General features: G+C 73.5%; 21 protein-coding genes. 12 read left to right on the forward strand and 9 right to left on the reverse strand.

Going from position 1 to position 20891, the window contains the following annotated elements; all coding sequences use genetic code 11:
- Window positions 1-12 precede the first annotated feature (12 nt).
- Window positions 13-621 carry a MarC family protein gene (locus ACGFMP_RS23095; RefSeq protein WP_393674820.1) on the forward strand — a complete coding sequence of 203 codons (609 nt, stop codon included), beginning with the start codon at window positions 13-15 and terminating at the stop codon, window positions 619-621.
- A gap of 136 nt (window positions 622-757) precedes the next feature.
- Here the strand turns inward: ACGFMP_RS23095 and ACGFMP_RS23100 are convergent, their stop codons facing one another.
- From ACGFMP_RS23100 to ACGFMP_RS23110, 3 genes are all read right to left on the reverse strand, one after another.
- Entirely contained in the window at window positions 758-898 is a 141-nt protein-coding gene (locus tag ACGFMP_RS23100; protein ID WP_200804305.1) for a hypothetical protein, read from the reverse strand.
- A 94-nt stretch (window positions 899-992) separates the two neighbouring features.
- Window positions 993-1886: an alpha/beta fold hydrolase gene (locus ACGFMP_RS23105; protein WP_393674822.1), complete on the reverse strand. Its 894-nt coding sequence runs from the start codon at window positions 1884-1886 to the stop codon at window positions 993-995.
- A 106-nt stretch (window positions 1887-1992) separates the two neighbouring features.
- Complete coding sequence (locus ACGFMP_RS23110; protein ID WP_393674823.1) at window positions 1993-4128, reverse strand: DEAD/DEAH box helicase; 2136 nt, start codon at window positions 4126-4128, stop codon at window positions 1993-1995.
- A 362-nt stretch (window positions 4129-4490) separates the two neighbouring features.
- On the opposite strand from ACGFMP_RS23110, the gene ACGFMP_RS23115 reads away from it, so the two are divergent.
- Complete coding sequence (locus ACGFMP_RS23115) at window positions 4491-5327, forward strand: ferritin-like fold-containing protein (RefSeq protein ID WP_393674982.1); 837 nt, start codon at window positions 4491-4493, stop codon at window positions 5325-5327.
- 196 nt (window positions 5328-5523) lie between these two features.
- Entirely contained in the window at window positions 5524-5802 is a 279-nt protein-coding gene (locus tag ACGFMP_RS23120; protein WP_393674825.1) for an RNA polymerase sigma factor, read from the forward strand.
- A 136-nt stretch (window positions 5803-5938) separates the two neighbouring features.
- Here ACGFMP_RS23120 and ACGFMP_RS23125 read toward each other — a convergent pair whose 3' ends face one another.
- The 4 genes from ACGFMP_RS23125 to ACGFMP_RS23140 form a co-directional block, all read right to left on the reverse strand.
- Complete coding sequence (locus ACGFMP_RS23125) at window positions 5939-6217, reverse strand: hypothetical protein (protein ID WP_393674827.1); 279 nt, start codon at window positions 6215-6217, stop codon at window positions 5939-5941.
- Window positions 6218-6342: 125 nt separating this feature from the next.
- Window positions 6343-6573, reverse strand: coding sequence for a DUF3107 domain-containing protein (locus ACGFMP_RS23130; RefSeq protein WP_393674828.1), 231 nt, complete (start codon window positions 6571-6573; stop codon window positions 6343-6345).
- Window positions 6574-6737: 164 nt separating this feature from the next.
- A complete protein-coding gene (locus ACGFMP_RS23135) occupies window positions 6738-7394 on the reverse strand; it encodes a TetR/AcrR family transcriptional regulator (protein ID WP_393674829.1) in 657 nt (218 codons plus the stop codon).
- A gap of 178 nt (window positions 7395-7572) precedes the next feature.
- The gene (locus ACGFMP_RS23140) at window positions 7573-7824 is read right to left on the reverse strand and encodes a hypothetical protein (RefSeq protein ID WP_393674830.1); all 252 of its coding nucleotides are present in this window, start codon (window positions 7822-7824) and stop codon (window positions 7573-7575) included.
- 194 nt (window positions 7825-8018) lie between these two features.
- Between ACGFMP_RS23140 and ACGFMP_RS23145 the strand changes: the two genes are divergently transcribed.
- The 8 genes from ACGFMP_RS23145 to ACGFMP_RS23180 all read left to right on the forward strand — a co-directional run bounded on the left by ACGFMP_RS23145 (window position 8019) and on the right by ACGFMP_RS23180 (window position 17733).
- Window positions 8019-9062 carry an alpha/beta fold hydrolase gene (locus tag ACGFMP_RS23145; protein ID WP_393674831.1) on the forward strand — a complete coding sequence of 348 codons (1044 nt, stop codon included), beginning with the start codon at window positions 8019-8021 and terminating at the stop codon, window positions 9060-9062.
- 8 nt (window positions 9063-9070) lie between these two features.
- The gene (locus ACGFMP_RS23150) at window positions 9071-10429 is read left to right on the forward strand and encodes a DUF3152 domain-containing protein (RefSeq protein WP_393674832.1); all 1359 of its coding nucleotides are present in this window, start codon (window positions 9071-9073) and stop codon (window positions 10427-10429) included.
- A gap of 286 nt (window positions 10430-10715) precedes the next feature.
- Window positions 10716-12413, forward strand: coding sequence for a DUF3492 domain-containing protein (locus ACGFMP_RS23155; RefSeq protein ID WP_393674834.1), 1698 nt, complete (start codon window positions 10716-10718; stop codon window positions 12411-12413).
- Between the two features lie 728 nt (window positions 12414-13141).
- Window positions 13142-14095 (forward strand): hypothetical protein, encoded by a 954-nt coding sequence (locus ACGFMP_RS23160; protein WP_393674983.1) that lies wholly within the window; start codon window positions 13142-13144, stop codon window positions 14093-14095.
- A 113-nt stretch (window positions 14096-14208) separates the two neighbouring features.
- Entirely contained in the window at window positions 14209-15126 is a 918-nt protein-coding gene (locus ACGFMP_RS23165) for an NAD-dependent epimerase/dehydratase family protein (RefSeq protein WP_393674836.1), read from the forward strand.
- Window positions 15114-15911 carry a spherulation-specific family 4 protein gene (locus ACGFMP_RS23170; protein ID WP_393674837.1) on the forward strand — a complete coding sequence of 266 codons (798 nt, stop codon included), beginning with the start codon at window positions 15114-15116 and terminating at the stop codon, window positions 15909-15911. Before ACGFMP_RS23165 ends, ACGFMP_RS23170 begins: the two co-directional genes overlap by 13 nt.
- A 134-nt stretch (window positions 15912-16045) precedes the next feature.
- Window positions 16046-17224, forward strand: a complete 1179-nt coding sequence (gene moeZ / locus ACGFMP_RS23175; RefSeq protein WP_393674838.1) for an adenylyltransferase/sulfurtransferase MoeZ — start codon at window positions 16046-16048, stop codon at window positions 17222-17224.
- Between the two features lie 332 nt (window positions 17225-17556).
- Window positions 17557-17733, forward strand: coding sequence for a hypothetical protein (locus ACGFMP_RS23180; RefSeq protein WP_393674839.1), 177 nt, complete (start codon window positions 17557-17559; stop codon window positions 17731-17733).
- Window positions 17734-17761: 28 nt separating this feature from the next.
- Here ACGFMP_RS23180 and ACGFMP_RS23185 read toward each other — a convergent pair whose 3' ends face one another.
- The gene (locus tag ACGFMP_RS23185; RefSeq protein WP_393674840.1) at window positions 17762-18853 is read right to left on the reverse strand and encodes a hypothetical protein; all 1092 of its coding nucleotides are present in this window, start codon (window positions 18851-18853) and stop codon (window positions 17762-17764) included.
- Window positions 18841-19533 carry a hypothetical protein gene (locus ACGFMP_RS23190; protein ID WP_393674842.1) on the reverse strand — a complete coding sequence of 231 codons (693 nt, stop codon included), beginning with the start codon at window positions 19531-19533 and terminating at the stop codon, window positions 18841-18843. Before ACGFMP_RS23190 ends, ACGFMP_RS23185 begins: the two co-directional genes overlap by 13 nt.
- 292 nt (window positions 19534-19825) lie before the next feature.
- On the opposite strand from ACGFMP_RS23190, the gene ACGFMP_RS23195 reads away from it, so the two are divergent.
- Window positions 19826-20764, forward strand: coding sequence for an FG-GAP repeat domain-containing protein (locus ACGFMP_RS23195; RefSeq protein WP_393674843.1), 939 nt, complete (start codon window positions 19826-19828; stop codon window positions 20762-20764).
- Window positions 20765-20891: the final 127 nt, after the last annotated feature.

The raw sequence follows: 20891 nt of genomic DNA on the forward strand, positions 1-20891 counted from the left end.
GAAAGCTTGGGCATGTTCGACTTCACCCTGTTCGGGTCCGTGTTCTTCACGCTGTTCGTGATCATGGACCCGCCCGGCATCACGCCGATCTTCCTCGCGCTGACCTCGGGGCGGGCGGCCAAGGTCCAGCGGCGGATGGCCTTGCAGGCCGCGGGCGTGGCCTTCGGGGTGATCGCGGTCTTCGGGATCTGCGGGCAGCAGATCCTGGACTACCTGCACGTGTCGGTGCCCGCGCTGCGGGTCGCCGGCGGGCTGCTGCTCCTGCTCATCGCGCTCGACCTGCTGACCGGCAAGGCGGACGAGCCGACGCAGACCAAGGACGTCAACGTGGCGCTGGTCCCGCTGGGGATGCCGCTGCTCGCCGGGCCAGGGGCCATCGTCACGGTGATCCTCGCGGTGCAGCACGCCGACGGCTTCGAGCAGCAGACCTCGGTCTGGCTGGCGATCGTGGCGATGCACGTGGTGCTGTGGATGACGATGCGCTACTCGCTGGCGATCATCCGGGTGATCAAGGAGGGCGGCGTGGTGCTGGTGACCCGGCTGTCCGGCATGCTGCTGTCGGCGATCGCGGTCCAGTCCGTCGCCAACGGCGTCTTCGGGTTCATCCACGGCCAGGGCTGAGCCGGACCTCGGGGCTGAACCGGGGGTCAGGACCGGGCGGCGGATCAGGGCCGGTCGGTGCACGTGGTGCGGCCCGGACATGCGAAAGCGCCCCGTACGAACCTTCTGTACGGGGCGCCGTTGCGTGAGCCTGCGATCAGTCCGCCGGGCGGATGTAGATGCGCTGGCCGATGGCAGCGGCCTGCTGCACGATCTTGTTGACGGCGGAAGCGTCCACGACGGTGCTGTCCACGGCGTCGCCGTTCCTGTCGTCGAGTCGCATGATCTCGAAGCGCATGGGGCTTCTCCCTTCGTCCCTCGTTACATGTGTGGTCAACGAACACCCCCTTCAAAACATTCCCTACCCTAAATAAACTCTTTCGCAGGGCCGACTACCGTGCGCCGGCCGCACCCTCGCCGGCCCAGAACGCGACGAGCGCGGCTGCCGTCTCGGCCGGCCGCTCGGCGTTGGGGGAGTGCTCCGCGCCCTTGATCACGACGCGCCGCGCGCCCAGCCGGTCCGCCATCGCGTCGAGCAGCGGCACCGGCCAGGCGTAGTCCACCTCACCGGACAGTACGAGTTTCGGCAGCGGCACGGCGGCAAGTTCGCCGACCCGGTCCGGTTCGGTCATCAACTGCCGTGCCGTGGCGATCAGCTGCTCGGGAGCGGTGGTCACCCACCGGCGGTGCAGGAAGTCGTCGAGCCACGCCGGCGCCGGGGGGACATCCGCGCGGTCCGCGTCCAGCGCGCGCATCGCCCGCCACGCCGTCTCCATGTCCATCGTCGGCAGATGGTCGATCAGCAGCTGCGTCCTGACCTGCTGCGCCTCGGTGATCTCGGCCGGACCCGAGCTCATCAGCGTCAGCGACGCCCAGGGACCGGGCCCGTCCGCGAGCACCGAGGCCCGCACGATGTGGCCGCCCAGCGAGTGGCCCAGCACATGCAGCGGGCCGTCGTACCGGGCGGCGAGGGCGGCGCCCTGCGCGCTGACGTCCGCGGCAAGCTCGCGCTGCGCGTACGCCGCCTCGTCCCGCGGGCCGCCCGACTCGTGCTGGCCGCGGCCGTCCACCGCGACGATCCGGAAGCCGGCCGCGGACAGCGGCCCCAGCAGGTCGAGGAAGTCCTCCTTGCTGCCCGTGAAACCGGGTACGAGCAGCGCGGTGCCGTGCAGGGCGGGGGCGTCGGGCGAGGGCGCGGCGTCCAGGACCGCGAACGACCCGCGGGAGGTGTCGAGCCGATGGGCTGACACGCGTTCGGGCAGGTCCAGGGTGGTCGGTCGGCTCATGCAGCGAGATTACGCGGTGCATATGTCCGAGAGGTTGCCTCTGGGCATGAAACACCCCCGGCCGGGTGGGCCGGGGGTGTCCACACTGCGCTGCGTGCCGTAGGCGTCAGCTCTCGTCGGCCGCGGCGGCGGGCACCTCGGCGACCGCCTTGCGCGTCCTGCGGCGCGGCGCCTTCACCACGGCCTCCTCGGCGCCGTCCGCGGGAGCGGGCACCTCGGCGACCGCCTTGCGCGTCCTGCGGCGCTTCGGGGCCTCCTCGGTCGCGACGGCTGCGGCGACCGCTTCGGCCGACTCCGGCGCGGCGGCAGGTGCCGGCACCTCGGCGACCGCCTTGCGGGTCCTGCGGCGCTTGGGGGCATCCTCCGCGACGGCGGCAACGGCGTCCGGCTCCGGCGCGGCGGCCGGTGCGGGCACCTCGGCCGCGGCCTTGCGGGTCCTGCGGCGCGGGGCCGGCTCGGCCACCGCGGCGTCCGACGCCTGCGCCTCGGCCACGACCTCGGCAGGTGCCGCAGCGGCCTTGCGGGTCCTGCGGCGGGGCGTCTTCTGGACGGCCTCCGCGGTCTCGGCGACCGGGGTCACCGCCTCCACGGCGACCTCGACCTGCGCTGCCACGGCCTCGGCGGTCTCGGCAACCGGGGCCACCGCTGCCGCCGCACCGTTGCGGGTCCTGCGGCGGCGGCGCGGTGTACGCGGACCGCTCTGGGCCTCGGCGTCGGATTCCGGCACCGCGGGCACCGCCGACACCGCGGTCGCCGACTCGGCGGCCTCGGAAGGCGCGGGCACGGTCTGCGACGACTCGCCGGCACGGGTCCTGCGGCGCTGCCGCGGGGTCCTGGTGCGGGCCGGCCGCTCCTCGGCCGGGGCCGCGGCGGGGCCGGAGCGCCCGCCGCCGGCGGGACGGCGGCCACGGGCGCCGCGTCCACCGGTCTCGCCCAGGTCCTCGACCTCTTCCGCGTCGAGCCCCGCCCGGGTCCGCTCGGCCCTGGGCAGTATCCCCTTGGTGCCTGCCGGGATACCGAGCAGCTCGAACAGGTGCGGGGAGGTCGAGTAGGTCTCCTCCGGGTCGTTGAACGACAGGTCCAGCGCCTTGTTGATCAGCTGCCAGCGCGGGATGTCGTCCCAGTCCACCAGCGTGATCGCCGTACCCGACGCACCGGCGCGGCCGGTGCGGCCGATGCGGTGCAGGTAGGTCTTCTCGTCCTCGGGCGTCTGGTAGTTGATCACATGGGTGACACCCTCGACGTCGATGCCGCGCGCGGCCACGTCGGTGCACACCAGCACGTCGACCTTGCCGTTGCGGAAGGCCCGCAGCGCCTGCTCGCGCGCGCCCTGGCCGAGGTCGCCGTGCACCGCGCCGGAGGCGAAGCCGCGCTTCTCCAGCTGCTCCGCCACGTCGGCGGCGGTGCGCTTGGTGCGGCAGAAGATCATCGCGAGCCCGCGGCCGTCGGCCTGAAGGATGCGGGAGACCAGCTCCGGCTTGTCCATCGAGTGGGCGCGGAAGACGTGCTGCGTGGTGTTCGCCACCGTCGCGCCCGTGTCGTCGGGGGCGGCCGCCCGGATGTGGGTGGGCTGCGACATGTAGCGGCGGGCCAGGCTGATGACCGCGCCGGGCATGGTGGCCGAGAACAGCATCGTCTGCCGCTTCACCGGCAGCATGCCCATGATCTTCTCGACGTCGGGCAGGAAGCCCAGGTCGAGCATCTCGTCGGCCTCGTCGAGCACCAGGGTGCGCACATGGCGCAGGCTGAGCTTCTTCTGCCCTGCCAGGTCCAGCAGCCGGCCAGGGGTGCCGACGATCACGTCGACGCCCTTCTTCAGCGCCTCGACCTGCGGCTCGTACGCACGGCCGCCGTAGATGGCGAGCACGCGGACGGCGCGGACCTTGCCGGCGGTCAGCAGGTCGTTGGTGACCTGCTGGCACAGCTCGCGGGTGGGGACGACGACCAGGGCCTGCGGCGCGTCGGTCAGCTGCTCGGGCGTGGCGCGCCCGGCCTCGACATCGGCGGGGACGGTCACCGACTCCAGCAGCGGCAGACCGAAGCCCAGCGTCTTGCCGGTGCCGGTCTTGGCCTGGCCGATGACGTCGTTGCCCGCGAGGGCGACCGGGAGCGTCATCTCCTGGATCGGGAAGGGAGTGGTGATGCCGACGGCTTCGAGAGCTTCGGCGGTCTCGGGAAGAATGCCGAGACTGCGGAAAGTGATGGTGGTCAGGATGCTTGCCTCTTCTGTGAGACGCGGCACTGTGCGGCAAGGGGGGTCGAGCAACCGGGCACGCCGGGATACGGCGTAGGTCACTGACCGCGCAGAGGTGTCGTACAGCCTTCGAGGGGCTGTGGAGCGCGGGACCGCTGCCCTCGCTCGAGCCGCGAGTGGGCGCCCCTCCCGATGTCAGGAGGGCGGTCGGTTCGGAGCCGATCGGGCCACCGACCGGGCATCCAAGGTGTTGCACACGTCGCCCGCCGAGGTCCGGAACCAGGCCGAAAATCGGCGGGTGCATTACCACTCTACCCCGGAAACACGTAGCTGCACCCGATCAAATGTTTCGTTAGGGACGTCATCGGGTCACGTGGAGGGTGTCGGCGGGTGCCCGGGACTTGGTTATTGTGCGCTGCATGGAGACGCCTGACGACACCACCAAGCCCGCCGCCGAGCCCGCCGCCGAGTCCGCCGCCGAGGCCGGGACCGGGGCGGGATCCGCCGAGGAGCCGGCCGCGGCGCCGGAGGCCGGGGCAGCCCTGCCGGCCACCGGGATCGCCGCCCAGGACTGGGCGTCCGCGTCCGCCGACCCGCGCTACCGCGCCGCGGTGGTCGACCTGCTCGGTGCGCTGGCCTACGGCGAGCTGGCCGCCTTCGAACGGCTTGCGGAGGACGCCAAGCTCGCGCCCACCCTGGAGGACAAGGCGCAGCTCGCGGCGATGGCCGCCGCCGAATTCCACCACTTCCAGCGGCTGCGCGACCGGCTCGAGGAGGTCGGCGAGTCGGCGAACAGCGCCATGGAGCCGTTCGGCACCGCGCTGGACGAATTCCACCGCCAGACGGCGCCCTCCGACTGGCTCGAGGGCCTGGTCAAGGCCTACGTCGGCGACTCGATCGCGTCCGACTTCTACCGCGAGGTCGCCGCCCGCCTCGACACCGACACCCGCACCCTGGTGCTCGCGGTGCTCGACGACACCGGCCACGCCACCTTCGCGGTGGAGAAGGTGCGCGCCGCGATCGAGGCCGAGCCGCGCGTCGGCGGCCGGCTCGCGCTGTGGGCGCGCCGGCTGATGGGCGAGGCCCTGTCGCAGGCGCAGCGCGTCGTCGCCGACCGGGACGCGCTGTCCACCATGCTCGTCGGCGGTGTCGCCGACGGCTTCGACCTGGCCGAGGTGGGCCGGATGTTCTCCCGCATCACCGAGGCGCACACCAAGCGGATGGCCGCGCTGGGGCTCGCCGCCTAGCGCTCCGCGGGCAGGCGGGGGCGCCCCCGCGCCTGGGAGTGCCCCCACCTCAAGCTGGCCGTGGGGGCGCCACTGGGGTGGTGGGGGCGCCCCCGCCGTGGTCGCCGCGGGGGCGTGAACCCGAACGCGGGGTGCGGGCAAGAACGGGTGTGCGCACCGCCGGTGCGCAGGCGCCTCCCGCGGAAACGGAGCACCCATGACCACCGTCCCCATCCGGCCCTCGCCGCCCGCCGGATTAGGCGAGGACGACGACGCCCGGCTGATCGCCCGGTCTCGCGAGCGCCCCGAGGCCTTCGCCGAGCTCTACGACCGGCACGCGGCCGACCTGCACCGCTACGTCACCCGCCGGCTCGGTGCCGACCTGGCCGACGACGTGGTCGGCGAGACCTTCCTGATCGCCTTCCGCCGCCGCCCTCGTCCCTCGTGGACCACACCGGGGAGAAGCTCGGCGCCCACCTGCCGCCGGGCCTGCTGAAGAACTTCGCGAAGCCGCCGGGGTCATCGGATGCCACGCCCCTGGCGACGGTGCCGCCGCCCGGCAGTGGCCGTTAGGGGCGGCAGGACGGGATTCGCCGGGCAGCGCCTACGGCCCCTCCGGGCGCGGACCGGCGTCAGGCGCCGGTGGGCGTGGCCTTGGCGTGCCGCCCGCGCCGCGGGGGGCGGGCCAGCACGCTCAGGCCCGCGGCGGCCGTCGCGAAGGCCGCCGCGAGGCTGCCTCCGGGGTGGCCGCCGCCGAGGATCGTGTAGGTGACCAGGCCGCCGGTCAGCCCGCCCACCAGGCCGGTGCCGAGCAGCAGCGGGGGTGAGGGGAGCCGGGCGGGGAAGAGCCGGGCCGCGGCGAAGGCCGCGAGCAGGCCGAGGGCGGCATAGGCGACGATCTGCCAGATCATGCGATTCCCCTCCGGTTACGCGGCGTTGCGGACCGTTCCGTATCCGTCTTACCCCTGGGGGCATGGCGGCAAAACGAAGGGGCGGCAACCGGGTATTCCCGGTTGCCGCCCCTGCTGACCGTTCGTCAGAGCGCTGCGCCGAAGCCCACCCTGCGGGCGGCCGGCTCGCCGATCTCCACGTACGCCAGCCGGTCCGCGGGGATGAGCACCTTGCGGCCGTGCTCGTCCTCCAGGGACAGCAGCTTCGCATCACCGCTCAGTGCGTCGGCGACGGCCTTCTCGACTTCGGCCGCCGACTGCGCGCTCTCGATGCTGATCTCGCGCGGCGCGTGCTGCACGCCGATCTTGACCTCCACGGCTTGGATACCTCCGATGGTCTGGCGGTGTGCGCGGTTGGTCGCGCCGTACGCTGCCCAGACTAGCCCGCGGCGGCGGCCGTAAATCCGCGCCTCGAACACGCCGTGAGCGAACACCGGTGGTGAGCCGCGGCGGCTGTCCCGACGGCCGCGGCGGGGGGCCGTCAGCCCTGCTGGCCGCCGACGCCGCCCTCGGCGCCGTGCAGCGGGAAGCCGGCGATGCCGCGCCATGCCAGCGACGTCAGCAGCTGCACGGCGGTGTCCCTTGGCACCTCGCTGCGGCTGGCCAGCCAGTAGCGGGCCACCACCTGGGAGACGCCGCCCAGGCCGACGGCGAGCAGCATCGACTGGTCACGGGACAGGCCGGTGTCCTCGGCGATGACCTCGCTGATCGCCTCCGCGCACTGGAGCGCGACCTTGTCGACCCGCTCCCGCACGGCGGGCTCGTTGGTCAGGTCCGACTCGAAGACCAGCCGGAAGGCGCCGCCCTCGTCCTCGACGTACGCGAAATACGCGTCCATCGTCGCCTCGACGCGCTTCTTGTTGTCCGTGGTGGACTCCAGCGCACCGCGCACCGACTGGAGCAGTGACTCGCAGTGCTGGTCGAGCAACGCGAGGTACAGTTCGAGCTTGCCGGGAAAGTGCTGGTAGAGCACCGGTTTACTGACGCCGGCCCGCTCGGCGATGTCGTCCATCGCCGCCGAGTGGTAGCCCTGCGCGACGAATACTTCCTGGGCGGCCCCCAGCAACTGCTCGCGACGGGCCCTGCGGGGCAGGCGGGTGCCGCGTGGTCGTGCCTGAGTCTGCTCGATGGCTGTCACGCCGCCTCCCATTTCTGCGGAAAGAACGAAGGAGCGAACGAAAGAACGCTGCGCTGGCCATCGTACTTTTGAGTAACGACCCTGTGCGCCGTACGGGCGCACATTCTCACTTTCTGGATAGGGGCGGCCTCGTCCCGATCCGTCCTGTGGGGCGCTCCGCAACGGCGCCCAGTGCCGCTCACCTGTAGTCGTCCTCGTCCAGCGCCACCACCCGGCGCTGCTCCGCGGTGTCCGCCGGGTCGGCCTCGCCGTCCCGGTCCGAGGGCCTGCCGGTCACCGGGTCGTCGCGGTGCTGGAGCAGTTCGGTGTGCTGCTCGGCGCTGTCCGCCTCCGGTGCCTCGATGTCCAGGTCCTCGTCGGCCGCGCGCTGTACGGCGTCGGTGTCGTCCTCGTCGGCCTCCCGCTCGATATGCGCGATCTCGTCGGACATGGCGCCTTCCTTCCCTCGATCCCCGCCCCTCCCCCTCCTCGTACCCCCTCCTTGGAGCGTAGGAGCACGGGGCCGCGCGTGCAGTGTGTACGGGCGCCCCCGACGTCATCGCACAAGAGCGGACGGCTGATTCTGTTCGGTTGTGTGCGGACGAAGACACAGCCCCGCGTGTGATCGTCTCGTAACATCGACCCATGGCCTCGACGGACTACTCCCAAGCTGCCGCCCCTCCGGCGGCCGTACCCCCCGCGGGGCCGGTGCTGGCCGCCGGGGAGACGTCAAGGACCGTGCGGCTTCCCGGCCTCGGCCTGCTGGTTCGCTCGCGGACGCACAGCGGGGCGCGGGGGCGTGACGGCGACCTCGAACCGGCGATGTTCGTGCACGGGCTCGGCGGCTCGTCGCAGAACTGGTCGGCACTGATGGCCTCGCTCGCCGACACCGTCGAGGGGCACGCTCTCGACCTGCCGGGTTTCGGCCATTCCCCGCCGCCCGACGACGGCAACTACTCGGTCGCCGCCCACGCCCGCGCCGTCGTGCGGCTGCTGGAGGCCGAGGACCGCGGCCCGGTCCACCTGTTCGGCAACTCGCTGGGCGGCGCCGTCGCCGTCAAGGTCGCCGCGGCCAGGCCCGACCTGGTCCGCACCCTGACCCTGGTCTCGCCCGCGCTGCCCGAGCTGCCCCCGCAGCGCAGCGCCCTGCCCACCGCGCTCGCTTCCGTGCCCGGCCTGCCCGCGCTGTACGTACGGGCCACCCGCGACTGGCCGCCTGAGCGCCGCACGGAGGCGCTGCTCGCGCTCTGCTACGGCGACCCGGCCGTCGTCGGCGAGGCCGAGCGGGGCGCCGCCGCCGCCGAATACCAGCGGCGGATCGACCTGCCGTACTTCTGGGACGTGATGGTCCGCTCCACCCGCGGCATCGTGAACGCCTACACGCTCGGCGGCCAGCACTCGCTGTGGCGGCAGGCGGAACGCGTGCTGGCGCCGACGCTGCTGGTCTACGGGGTCCGCGACAAGCTGGTGTCGGTGCGCATGGCCCGCAGGGCCTCGCGGGCCTTCCGCGACTCGCGGCTGCTCACCATCCCGGACAGCGGCCACGTCGCGATGATGGAGCACCCCTACCTGGTCGCCAGGGCATTCCGTGACCTGCGCGACGAAATCGCGGCCCGTGCACGGGCCGGCGCGGCCGGGAGTACGGTCTCGGCAACGACGGACATGAGCGCTGCGGCGAGCGGGAGCTGATCGAGGGCGTGGGCAAACACAGCGCGCGGGACGGCCAGGACGGTCGCGACAACCGCGTACCGCAGACCGGCGGCACCTTCGCGCCGCCCGGCAGCGCACTGGGCACCCCCGGCAGCGGGCGCCGCAGGCGCGGCTCCGGCGGCCCCTACACCGAGCCGTTCGACCCGTTCGGCGACAGCGGCGCCTTCGCGGCCGTACGCCCCCAGGACCTCGCCGGCCGCCCGCCCGCGCACCCGGAGCACCGCGAACACGGGGCGTGGGGCACGCCCGGCACCTGGACCGGTTCCGGCGGGGGCCGCCGCGACCTGCCCTTCGACCCCGTCGAGGACTGGGCGGAGGGCTGGGCCGCGCACGACGCCGCCACCGCCGCAGCCGCCGCAGGGCCGCGCGCGCCGCGGCACCAGGTGGACGCGCCGGGCCGCGGGGTGCCCAGGCCGCGGCAGGAGTTCATCGACGCCTTCGAGCCGCCGCCCGCGCCCGCCGTCCCCGAGCCGCCGGTGGTCACCCCGCCCGTCGCGCCCCCGGAGGAGGAGCCCGAGCCCGCAGGGCGCCGCAGGCCGGGCAAGGCCGGCTGGACGATCAGCGGCATCGCGGCCGCCGCAGTGGTCACCGTGGTCGCCGTCGCGACCGGCAGCCAGCTGACCGGCAGCGGCAGGGACGCGCCCTCGCCCGACCCCACCACCGACACGCCGACCCGCGCCACCGGCGACACCGCGTCGCGCTCCGACTCGCGCGCGACGCCCGGCGTGACCCCGGCGCTCGCCACGCCCGGCTACGACCAGCTGATGGACCGCCAGTATCCGCTGGACCCCGGGCTCAGGCTCTCCGGGCGGTTCGACACCGTCCCCGGCCACCAGGCCGCGCCGGGCAAGGGCAAGGTGATGACCTTCCGGGTCGACGTCGAGCAGGGCCTGCCGCTGGACGCCGCGCTCTTCAGCGACACCGTCTTCAAGACACTCAACGACAGCCGCAGCTGGGGCCACGGCGGCACGATGACCTTCGAGCGGGTCTCGACCGGGCACGCGGACATCGTCGTGACCCTCGCCAGCCCCGGTACCACGGCGAAGTGGTGCGCCAAGTCGGGGCTGGACACGACCGTCGAGAACGTCTCCTGCGACGCGGCGTCCACCCCGCGGACCATGATCAACGCCTACCGCTGGGCGCAGGGCGCCGAGACGTACGGGCCGCGGCTGATGCACGCGTACCGCCAGATGCTCATCAACCACGAGGTCGGGCACCGCCTGGGGCACGGGCACGTCGGGTGCCCCAAGGCCGGGGCGCCGGCCCCCGTGATGATGCAGCAGACCAAGTTCCTCTCCCTCAACGGCGGCCCCGCCTGCAAGCCCAACGCCTGGCCCTTCCCGTAACCCCGGGCCGTTGGGGCCCCACCCGGCGGCGAAGGGCGCCCGGGGCGCGCGAGGCGTGCCCGCCGCGGGGGGCGCACGCCTGAGCCGTGGGGCGCACCCCCGATTCCGGCGGCGCCTCGTCCCGGGAGGGCGTTAACGCCCGGCCTTGGGAGAAGTTACGCCCGTTCACCCCTTTTGGTGGTGCCGCGGACAACCGTCCGCCGGGGTGGGCGTACCGCGCAATACGGTCGTCCCGCCGGGCGGGACAGCAGCTCGTCCGGGGTCGAGGACGAGAAGGGGCGGACCCGTGCGGATTGGATTACTTACCGAGGGTGGTTATCCGTACGCGAGAGGTGAGGGCGGGGCGTGGTGCGACCGCCTCGTCAGGGGCCTGGCACACCACGACTTCGATGTGTACGCGCTGAGCCGCCACCGCAGGGCCGAGTCCGCAGGCCTGGTGGAGACGCCGCCCCAGGTGCGCCGCGTCCTGCAGGAGCGGCTGTGGGGCGAACCCGCCGAGGCGGAAGCGCCGCGCGGCGGCCGGGCCGCCGCCAAGGCGGCCCGTGAGGCCTTCCGCGGCGGCTTCCGCGACCTGGCGACCGCCCTGGCCGGCGCGGCGGGCATGGGCGCGGCCGAGCGGGCGGACCGTTTCGCCGCAGGCCTGTACGCCCTCGCGGACCTCGCCCAGGACGCCGCCGGCGCCCTCCCCGCGATGCTGCGCGGCGACGACGCCCTCGCGGAGCTCGAAGCGGCATGCCGCGCCCCCGGGGTACGGCCGCTGCTCGCCGACATCGTCGTGACCGAACTCCTCACGGTCGCCGACCTGCTGGAGCGCCAGCTGCGCCCGCTGTCCGCCCCCTGGTACGGCCCCGACGAGCTGGGCGCGGCCGACATGTGCCACGCGGTGTCCGGCGGTCCCGCCGCGCTTCCGGGCCTGTTGGGCAAACGGTTCTGCGGCACCCCGCTCATCGTCACCGAATACACCGTCCGCGCCCGCGAAGCGCTGCTCGCGCACCGGGCCGCGGGACTGCCCCCCGCCGTACGCGCGCTGCTCGGTGACCACTACCTGCTGCTGGCAGGCGAGAGCTACCGGCAGGCCGCGCTGATCACCCCGGGGTCGACCCACGTGCGGCGCTGGCAGGAGCGGTGCGGGGCGCCCAGGGAGCGGATGCGGACCATCCACCCCGGCATCGACGCCGGCCGCTTCGCCCGCGCCGGTGCGGCAGCCGAGGCCGCAGCGCAGTCCGAGGAACAGGCGGCGCATGCGGACCCGACCGTGGCCTGGGTCGGCCGCGCCGACCCGGCCAAGGACCTCATCGCGCTGCTGCACGCCTTCCACGCGATACGCCGCGAGGAACCGCACGCCCGGCTGCGCGTCTTCCACCTTCGCGCCATGGACGAGCGGGCCGCCCGCTACCTGGACCACTGCCGCGGGCTCGCCGCCCAGCTCTTCCCCGACGAGGCGGCCGACGCCGACGCCGTCGGCGAGAACCCGGTCAGCTTCGAGGAGATCGGCTCGCCCGGCGCGCCGCAATCCGCCGACGCCTACGCGGCGGGCGACGTCGTGCTGCTCTCCAGCAGCGCCGAGGGCTTCCCGCTGAGCCTGGTCGAGGCGATGTTCTGCGGCCGGCCCACCGTGTCCACCGACGTCGGCGCCGTCCGCGAGGTCATCGGCGGTACGGGCCTCGTCGTGCCGCCGCGCAACCCCAAGGCACTGGCCGCGGCCACCCTCGACCTGCTGCGCGGGCCCGAGCGCGCGGCCCGCCTCGGCGCCGCCGCCAGGGAGCGGGCGCTCGCCCTCTTCACGGTCACCACCTGCGTCGACGCCTTCCGCGACAGCTACCTCGACGTGGTCGCCCACCACCCCGTACGCCGCGTCCCGCTGCTCGACGCGCAAGGCGCCCCCCGTCCCTTCACCAACCCGGCGGAATCCCTCTCGCCAAGCCGCCTCGCCCCCACCCCCACGCACCCCTCCTGGACACCCGTCCCGGCCACCCGCCCATGACCACCGCCCCTCGGAGCCGTATCCCCATGACCCCGGACACCGACCCGGCAGCAGCCCTCCTCACCCGCCTGACCCCACCCCCACCCGACACCGACCCCCCGATCCTGCTCCCCATACCGCCCCCCGCGGCCGAGCCCCACGACCACTCGGCCCGCCCCTGCCCGGCCGATCCCGACGCGGGCCTGTCGCGTCCTGCCGGGGGTCCCGCGCACCCCGAGGCCGATCCCGACGCGGGCCTGTCGCGTCCTGCCGGGGGTCCCGCGCACCCCGAGGCCGAGGCGGGCGCTGGGCAGTCGCGTCCTGTCGGGGGTCCTGCGCGCCCCGAGGCGGGGGCGGGCTCGGGGTGGTCCGCGGCCGAGGCGGGCGCTGGCCTGTCGCGTCCTGCCGGGGGTCCTGCGCGCCCCGAGGCGGGGGCGGGCTCTGGGCGGTCCGAGGCCGATCCCGAGGCTGGCCTGTCGCGTCCTGCCGGGGGTCCTGCGCGCCCCGAGGCTGGGGCGGGCTCGGGGTGGTCCGGCGGCGGACTTCCGGGTGCCGGCCCGGACGCCGCGGCCCGCGGTGCCGAGCCGGGCACCGGCGCTCCGCGACCCGCCGGGAGCGCAGGGCGTGCGCCCGGGGGCGCGGTGGGGCGTGGTGGTGAATCGATTTCCCACGGGGGGCGTCCCAGGCCCGGGGGCGACAGCGGCACGGGGATGCGGCGGCGCGGGCCCGCCGACCCCGTGCGGGCCGTGATGCACCGGCATCAGGCGATGCTCGCGGGGGCCGTGGACGCGTGGGAGATCGCCGCCGGACTCGAGGCCTTCGGGGTCAACGACGGGGAGGCGCGGCGGCTGCGGCACCGCGACGTGTTCGGTCTCGCCGAGGAGCTGTACGCACGGGTGCCGCGGGCGGTCCGGGTGGCCGCGGCGGGGGAGCGGCCCCCGGCGGGCGCCCCGCTCGGGCGGCGGACCGTGGCGCTGCACCTGCTGCCCGGCGCCGGGTGCGTCCTGGCCGCGGGGCTGCCCGCCGCGGCCGCGCCGGTCGCGGTGCTGGTGGCCGTCGCCCTGTGGGCGGCCCTGCGCGGCGGGCCGCTGCGTGCGGCACACGCCGCGGGCGCGGGCCTGTGGGCGTACGGCCTGCTCGGCTTCGCGCTCTACGGCCCGCAGGCGGTGGCCGCCCTCGCGGACCGCGGCCGCTTCGACGCAGGCGCCGGCACCGCCGCCTTCGCCGCGCTCGCGCTGAGCCTGGCGCCCGCGGCCGCCCTGGCCCGCTGGTTCGCGGCCGCCGCCAGGGCCCAACTCGGCCCCAGCCACGGTCTCGCCGACTTCGCCGACGCCGTACGCCCCCGGCTGGCCGCCGCACTCGCCGGTTACGCCGCCGCGCTGACCGCGCTGCTGCTCACCGCCGCCGCCCTGGCCGGGTCCGCCCCGCTGGCGGCGCCTGCCGCGCTGGGCGTCCTGCTCTTCACCGCCCGGCTGCTGGCCGTGCACGGCCACCCCGGGCCGGCCGCGGCGGGCCTGGCCGCGGCTTGCGCCGCCGAGGGGCTGACGCTCGTACTGGCGGCGGCCCCCGGCCACTTCGCCCCCTCCGGCGGCACCGCGCAGGCCGCCGCCTGCGGCGCCGCCGCCCTCGTGCTGGCCGCCCAGGCGTTCCGCCTGCTCGCGCGGGCCGCCGCCCATCGCCCGGCAACCGCCGGGCGCCACTGACCTCTGTCACACCGACCAGGAGAAAGACCCTTGACCACGCACCTGTCCCGACCGCGACCCCGACCACGACCCGAGCACCGGCACTTCCGCAACGCACCGCTCGGAGGCACCCGATGAGAGTGCTGCTGCTCGGAGCCGACGGCTTCCTCGGCCGCCACGTCGCGGAGCGACTGCTCGCCGACCCGGCCGTCCAACTCACCGCGCTGGGCCGCAGTGACGACGCCGACGTCAGGTTCGACCTGTCGAGCGGCGCACCCGGCGTCCTCGCCCGCTTCCTCGACGCGGTCCACCCCGGCGTGGTCGTCAACTGCGCCGGCGCCACCCGCGGCGGTGCGCGCGAGCTGACCCGGCAGAACACCGTCGCCGTCGCCACGGTCTGCGAGGCGATGCGGCGCAGCAGTATCGGCGCCCGGCTGGTCCAGCTGGGCTGCGGCTCCGAGTACGGCCCGTCGCCGGTCGGCTCCTCCACCGGCGAGGACGCGCCGCCGCGGCCGGGCGGCCCGTACGGGGTGAGCAAGCTCGCCGCCACCGAGCTGGTGCTCGGCTCGGGCCTGGACGCGGTGGTCCTGCGGGTGTTCAGCCCGGTCGGCCCCGGCACCCCGACGGGCGCGCCGATGGGCCGGGTCGCGGAGGCGCTGCGCCGCGCGATGCAGAACGGCGACCCCGAGCTGCGGCTCGGCGGCCTGGCCGTACAGCGGGACTTCATCGACGCCCGCGACATCGCCCGCGCGGTGCACGCGGCCTCGCTTTCCGCCGCGCAGGGAGTGGTGAACATCGGCAGCGGGCGGGCGGTCCGCATGCGCGACATGGCCGCCGCGCTCGCCCATGTCGCCGGGTACGAGGGCGCCGTGCGCGAGCTGGACGAGGCGCCGCCGTCCGGCGGCGCGGCGATGCCGCCGTACCCCGACGGCTGCGGGCTGTGGCAGCAGGCCGATGTCCGTACGGCACGCGACCGGCTCGGCTGGCGGCCGCGGATCGGCCTGGAGGAGTCGCTGGCCGATGTGTGGATGGAGGCGGCATGCCGCGTCTGACCCGGGCGCCGCGCGGTACCCGGCGGCGCCGCGACGGCACGGGCCTCGGGATGCCGGCCCTCCCGCACCCGCTGACGGCACCGGCCGAGTGGGCGGAGATCGCGCGTCCGGGCACGCCCCTGCACTGGGCCGCCTTCGACGTCTCCGGCGGCCCCGGCAGCCGCCGGGACCTGCTGTACGCGGAGGTGACGTCCCGCGTCCGTGAGAACGGTGTCCCGGTCCTCGGACAACTGGACGCGGCGTACGGCAGGCGGCCGTTCGGCGAACTGGTCTCCGACGCCTCGCACTACCTGGACTGGTACCGGGTCGACGGCTTCTACCTGGACCGGGCGCCGGTGGGCCGGGCGGAGGCCGCCGACTGCCACTGGGTGATCACCACGCTGCGGGCGCTGCTGGAACAGGAGGGCGCGCCCGCGCGCGGCCGCGGCGCCGCCGGGCACATCGTGCTCGGCCACGGCACCCACCCCGACGCCTGCTACGCCGACCTCGCCGACCAACTGGTCACCTTCGCCGGGCCGTGGGACCGCTACCGGTGGTCGGAGGCGCCGCAGTGGACGGCGGCGCATCCGCCGTCGCGCTTCGTGCACCTGGTGCACGGCCTGCCCGAAGTGCACCTCGACAGCGCCCTGCGGATCGCCCGCTGGCAGGGCGCGGGCACGGTGTGCCTGACCGACGGGAGTGCACGGGAGGGGACCGGCCCGTGGGCTGGTCTGCCCGGATACTGGGACCGAGCGGTACGTGCGGTCGGTGGCGGAGCGGGGGAGCGGCCGCCGCCCACGATGTGACCGTAGGATGTCTCGGTCCTCGGACCGGGTGTCTTGGAATGAAGACCGGCGTGGCAGTGTTGCAGAGGTGCGCGTGTGCGAGCACGCGGCTTCCGTACCGTCTGAGACCGACCAACCGTATTGCTGAGGTCCCTGTGTCGCTGCCACCCCTGGTCGAGCCGGCCGCCGAGCTCACCGTTGACGAGGTCCGCAGGTATTCGCGTCACCTGATCATCCCCGATGTGGGCATGGACGGGCAGAAGCGGCTCAAGAACGCGAAGGTGCTGTGTGTCGGCGCCGGCGGTCTCGGCTCGCCGGCCCTGATGTACCTCGCGGCCGCCGGTGTCGGCACGCTCGGCATCGTGGAGTTCGACGAGGTCGACGAGTCGAACCTTCAACGCCAGATCATCCACAGCCAGGCCGACATCGGCCGCTCCAAGGCCGAGTCGGCCCGCGACTCGGTCCTGGGGATCAACCCGTTGGTCAACGTCGTCCTGCACGAGACCCGGCTCGAAGCCGAGAACGTGATGGAGATCTTCTCCCAGTACGACCTGATCGTGGACGGCACGGACAACTTCGCGACCCGCTACCTGGTCAACGACGCGTGCGTGCTGCTGGACAAGCCCTACGTCTGGGGCTCCATCTACCGCTTCGACGGCCAGGCGTCGGTCTTCTGGTCCGAGCACGGCCCCTGCTACCGCTGCCTCTACCCCGAGCCCCCGCCGCCCGGCATGGTGCCGTCCTGCGCCGAGGGCGGCGTGCTCGGCGTGCTGTGCGCGTCGATCGGCTCGATCCAGGTCACCGAGGCGATCAAGCTGCTGGCCGGCATCGGCGAGCCGCTGGTCGGCCGGCTGATGATCTACGACGCCCTGGAGATGACGTACCGCACGGTCAAGGTCCGCAAGGACCCCGACTGCGCGGTCTGCGGCGACCACCCCACGGTCACCGAACTCATCGACTACGAGGCCTTCTGCGGTGTCGTCTCGGAGGAGGCGCAGGCCGCGGCGGCCGGGTCGACGATCACTCCCAAGCAGCTCAAGGAGTGGATCGACGACGGCGAGAACATCGAGATCATCGACGTCCGGGAGCCGAACGAGTACGAGATCGTCTCCATCCCGGGTGCGAAGCTGATCCCGAAGAACGAGTTCATCATGGGCTCCGCCCTGGCGACGCTCCCGCAGGACAAGCGGATCGTGCTGCACTGCAAGACCGGAGTGCGCAGCGCCGAGGTGCTGGCGGTCCTCAAGTCCGCGGGCTTCTCCGACGCGGTCCACGTCGGCGGCGGCGTGATCGGCTGGGTCAACACCGTCGAGCCGCACAAGCCGATCTACTAGGCGCCCGATTGGCGGGTCGCGGCGTATCGCCGCGGCCCGCCTTTTCGCTGCGGAAACACGGCGGTCGGCGGTCGTCGTCGGGCAGCCGCGAACGACGGCCGGGCTCCGGATGCCGGCCGCCGCCGCCCGCGACTGCCGCCGACGAGGGGCGGCATCCGCAACCTCACGGCGTACTCTCCGGCCATGAATCACAGGGGGCACCCGCGAGAGCCGTTCGCAGAGCTTGGAAGGCGCCCCAGAGAGCGATACACGGGCTGGAGGGGCGATCTGCCGCTCCCGGAACACCTTGGACCAGGCACCGGCCTCGCGACCCGCTGCGAGGAGCTCTCCTCATGGCGGTGCTGCCGCTCTCCCTCTTCGCGGCGGTCCTCGGTCCTTACGGCTGGCCCTGGTGGCAGCGGGTCCTGGGGCTCCTGGCCGCACTTGCTCTGTGCGTCTACCCCGTCCTCCTGGTCATCGGGTACTGGTGCCTGTGGCGGCATCGGGCTTCGGGCAGCCCGAGACGCTGAGGCCCCGTCCGCACGATCCGCGACCGCTTCAGCGGACGACGGACTGGATCTCGCGGACTGTCAGGTCCTGCGCCGGGTTGTGGACGACACCGTCCGGCAGGGGGTGGGTGCCGCCGCCGTCGGAGCCGACCCAGGTGACGTGCCAGGTGGCGGTCACGTCCAGCCGGTAGGGGCCGGTGGCCGCCGTCGAGCGCCGGTAGGTCATCCCGCACGGCGGCACCGCCGCCGGGTCGCCGTTGTACGCGGAGCCGACGCTGCCGTCCGCCGCGACCGGGCAGTCGCCCGACGCCGGGTGGAGGGTGGCGTCGCCCGTTCCCGGGTCGATGTGCACGTTCGCCGGGTCGGCCGTGGTCTGCGCCCAGATCTCCTGCCCGCCGCCGATGTCGATCGAGGCGCGGACCTGTACCCGGGTGTACTTCTGCGTCAGTTGCAGCCAGGTCGGCAGGTTCACCGTCTGGGTGGTGACGGGACTGGTCACCACGGTGACCCCGGGAACCCGGGTGCGGGCGTAGGCCAGCCGGGACAGCATCTCGGCCGTGATCACGTTCTGCGTGCCGGGCGGCGGCAGCTTGCCGTTGTCGACCCAGAAGGGCAGCGTGCTGTTGCAGTCGAACCGCTCGGGGCTGTCGGAGTCGGGGTTCATCACCGGGCCCCAGAACTGCCCCTTGCCCTGCTTGTCGAGGTTGAAGTCCTTGTAGCCGTCCCCTGAGGCGGCCCAGGTCCTGCCCTCCTCGTAGTGCTGCTGCAACTCCTGCATGGCCTCGAGCGCGTAGTTGGCCTGGCCGGGCACATTGGTGTCCTTGACGCTCTGGAGCAGCTTCTTCTTGAACGTCTCCGGGTCGCCGACCGGGCCGATCCAGCAGGGCGGCGGCGTCCAGCTCACGTCGGACGAGCCGAGCGGCACCGTGGCGCTGCCGGTGGACTTGCCGGAAGGGTAGGTGTACGTCACGCCCGCGGACAGCGCGCCGCCGTCGTTGCCGCCCGTCTCGGTGGACTTCGACGTGGTGGTGTCGGCGTGGCCGGGTGCCGCGGCGGCCAGCACGAGTGCCGAGGCGACCGTGAACGCCCCGGTGATCGACAGACCCCGGCGGGGCCGTCCTGCGGTGGTCAGTCCTTGCATTGCAGGAAGCCCTCCTTGACGGTGATCCCCTGCGCCTGCCAATACGGGTGGGCGGTGGGGAGTTCGACCAGGACGATGTCGAAGAGCACGTAGCTCTTGTCGCTTTCGGCGGTCACGTGCACTTTTCCGCCGACGACGTCCTTGCTGTAGATCTTCGACTGGTCGTCGCAGAGCCTGATCTCCACGGAACCTTTCGAACCGCCCGTCCCCGCGGCGCCATTACCGAAGACGGGGCGGTAAAAGCGGTCGGTTCCGCTGAGGGTCAGTTTCGCTTCGATGTTCCGCTGTACGAAGTCGCCGGCGTAGGCGAGCGCGTCACCGGCCGCGTACGCGTGCAGCGGCGGGTCCTGTGCGTTCTGCCGGACGACCGCGTGGTCGATCGACTGGAGGTAATTGGCCGCCGCGGTCAACGCGGCGTGCTGCGCGGGGTCTTCCGGCATCGTCCAGTCGAAGACGACCTTCACGTCGGCGGGCAGTGCCACCGCGGGGTCGAGCGTGAGCGGCGCGCCCGTCCGGGACCCGGGAGTGCCGCTGGGTGCGGTCGTGGCCGCGGCCGTCGTCGGTGCGGCAGGCGGGATCGTCTCTGAGCCGCCGTCGCCGGATCCGCCACCGCACGCGCTGAGCACGACCGCGGCAACCACCGTGGTGGCAAAGGCCGGTATCGCGCATCGGACTCTCATCGTCCGGCTCCCCGTTCGCCGTGCGCCAAGGGCACCGACCGGGCACCGGAATGCACGTGTGCGCCGACTGGACCCCGTATCCAGGCTGTTCACCGTACTGAAAGCAGCTCAGGTGCACGAGAGGCGTGACGCACGGATCGGGTCACGGCTCTGTCTCATGACAGAACTGTGACGCGGTGATGACACTTCGGATGCCGAAACATGAACAGCACCGCGGTAGCGTCAAGGGCTTCGTTCGGGATCATCCCGTATCGAGGCAGCACACACATCACCTATCCGAGGGGGACCACAGGTGAAAAAGCAGGACCGTCGGCACACCCGGCGCGGTCTGAGGTCGAAGGCCGTCGCCATTGCCGCGGGCACGCTCGCACTGACGCTCGGCACGACCGTGGCGGCGAGCGCGAACGGGGGCACGGGAAGTCTCGGCACGGCAAGCGGTACGACCGTGCACACCGCCCCGCAGCAGGGCAGGACCACGTTCTCCGCCGGCGCCGATGCCGGCTCCACCTGGATGTTCGGCATCGACGGCCGCGACTCGGCCGGCAACATCTGGGACTACCCGCCGAACGCCAAGGGCGGATTCGGCACCAAGACCAGGACCGGCACGGGCATGGGCAGCGCGTCGGCCTTCTTCAAGATCAACTCGGCCAACACCGAGAAGGTCAACGTCTACGCCCGCTTCGGCAGCCAACTGCGCATGTACGGCGGCTCGTCCAGCGCGGGCACCGTCATCGGCAGCGGCTGGTCGGGCTACAACGCCTTCGTCACGCCCGGCAACCTGGGCGGCGCGGCCAACCCCGACCTGCTCGCCCGCGACACCAGCGGTGTGATGTGGGAGTACCTGTCGTACAGCAACGGCACCTTCGCTGGCCGCATCAGGGTCGGCGGCGGCTGGCAGATCTACAAGGACCTCGCCGGCTTCGGCGACCTGACCGGTGACGGCAAGGCGGACATCGTCGCGCGCGACGCCGCCGGCGGCCTGTGGCTGTACAAGGGGACCGGCAACTCCAAGGCGCCGCTCGCCTCCCGGGTGCAGATCGGCACCGGCTGGAACGTCTACAACCGGCTCGTCGGCCTCGGGGACAACAACGCGGACGGCAGGTACGACCTGATCGCCCGCAGGACCGACGGCGTCCTGTTCTTCTTCCCCGGTACCGGCAATGCCGCCAAGCCCTTCGGCGGGCGGCAGCAGATCGGCACCGGCTGGGGCGTCTTCAACTACCTGTTCTGACCGGCCCGATGCGGTGAGACACCAGGCCCGGCGGTGCACGACCACCGCCGGGCCTCGGCGTTCCCGCGCGCGGGCCGCCGCAGGCCTGCGCTCTCCCGCGCGCCGGCCTGCGCTTCCCGCGCCTGCG

Source organism: Streptomyces sp. NPDC049040 (assembly GCF_043197715.1).
GTDB lineage: Bacteria > Actinomycetota > Actinomycetes > Streptomycetales > Streptomycetaceae > Actinacidiphila.

What these genes read in the sequence shown, in the direction of transcription:
- ACGFMP_RS23095 (WP_393674820.1), top strand. Translation starts at nt 13, where the DNA reads ATGTTCGACTTCACCCTGTTCGGGTCCGTGTTCTTCACGCTGTTCGTG.
- ACGFMP_RS23100 (WP_200804305.1), bottom strand. Translation starts at nt 898, where the DNA reads ATGCGCTTCGAGATCATGCGACTCGACGACAGGAACGGCGACGCCGTG.
- ACGFMP_RS23105 (WP_393674822.1), bottom strand. Translation starts at nt 1,886, where the DNA reads ATGAGCCGACCGACCACCCTGGACCTGCCCGAACGCGTGTCAGCCCAT.
- ACGFMP_RS23120 (WP_393674825.1), top strand. Translation starts at nt 5,524, where the DNA reads ATGACCACCGTCCCCATCCGGCCCTCGCCGCCCGCCGGATTAGGCGAG.
- ACGFMP_RS23125 (WP_393674827.1), bottom strand. Translation starts at nt 6,217, where the DNA reads ATGATCTGGCAGATCGTCGCCTATGCCGCCCTCGGCCTGCTCGCGGCC.
- ACGFMP_RS23140 (WP_393674830.1), bottom strand. Translation starts at nt 7,824, where the DNA reads ATGTCCGACGAGATCGCGCATATCGAGCGGGAGGCCGACGAGGACGAC.
- ACGFMP_RS23145 (WP_393674831.1), top strand. Translation starts at nt 8,019, where the DNA reads ATGGCCTCGACGGACTACTCCCAAGCTGCCGCCCCTCCGGCGGCCGTA.
- ACGFMP_RS23160 (WP_393674983.1), top strand. Translation starts at nt 13,142, where the DNA reads ATGCACCGGCATCAGGCGATGCTCGCGGGGGCCGTGGACGCGTGGGAG.
- ACGFMP_RS23165 (WP_393674836.1), top strand. Translation starts at nt 14,209, where the DNA reads ATGAGAGTGCTGCTGCTCGGAGCCGACGGCTTCCTCGGCCGCCACGTC.
- ACGFMP_RS23170 (WP_393674837.1), top strand. Translation starts at nt 15,114, where the DNA reads ATGCCGCGTCTGACCCGGGCGCCGCGCGGTACCCGGCGGCGCCGCGAC.
- ACGFMP_RS23180 (WP_393674839.1), top strand. Translation starts at nt 17,557, where the DNA reads ATGGCGGTGCTGCCGCTCTCCCTCTTCGCGGCGGTCCTCGGTCCTTAC.
- ACGFMP_RS23185 (WP_393674840.1), bottom strand. Translation starts at nt 18,853, where the DNA reads ATGCAAGGACTGACCACCGCAGGACGGCCCCGCCGGGGTCTGTCGATC.
- ACGFMP_RS23190 (WP_393674842.1), bottom strand. Translation starts at nt 19,533, where the DNA reads ATGAGAGTCCGATGCGCGATACCGGCCTTTGCCACCACGGTGGTTGCC.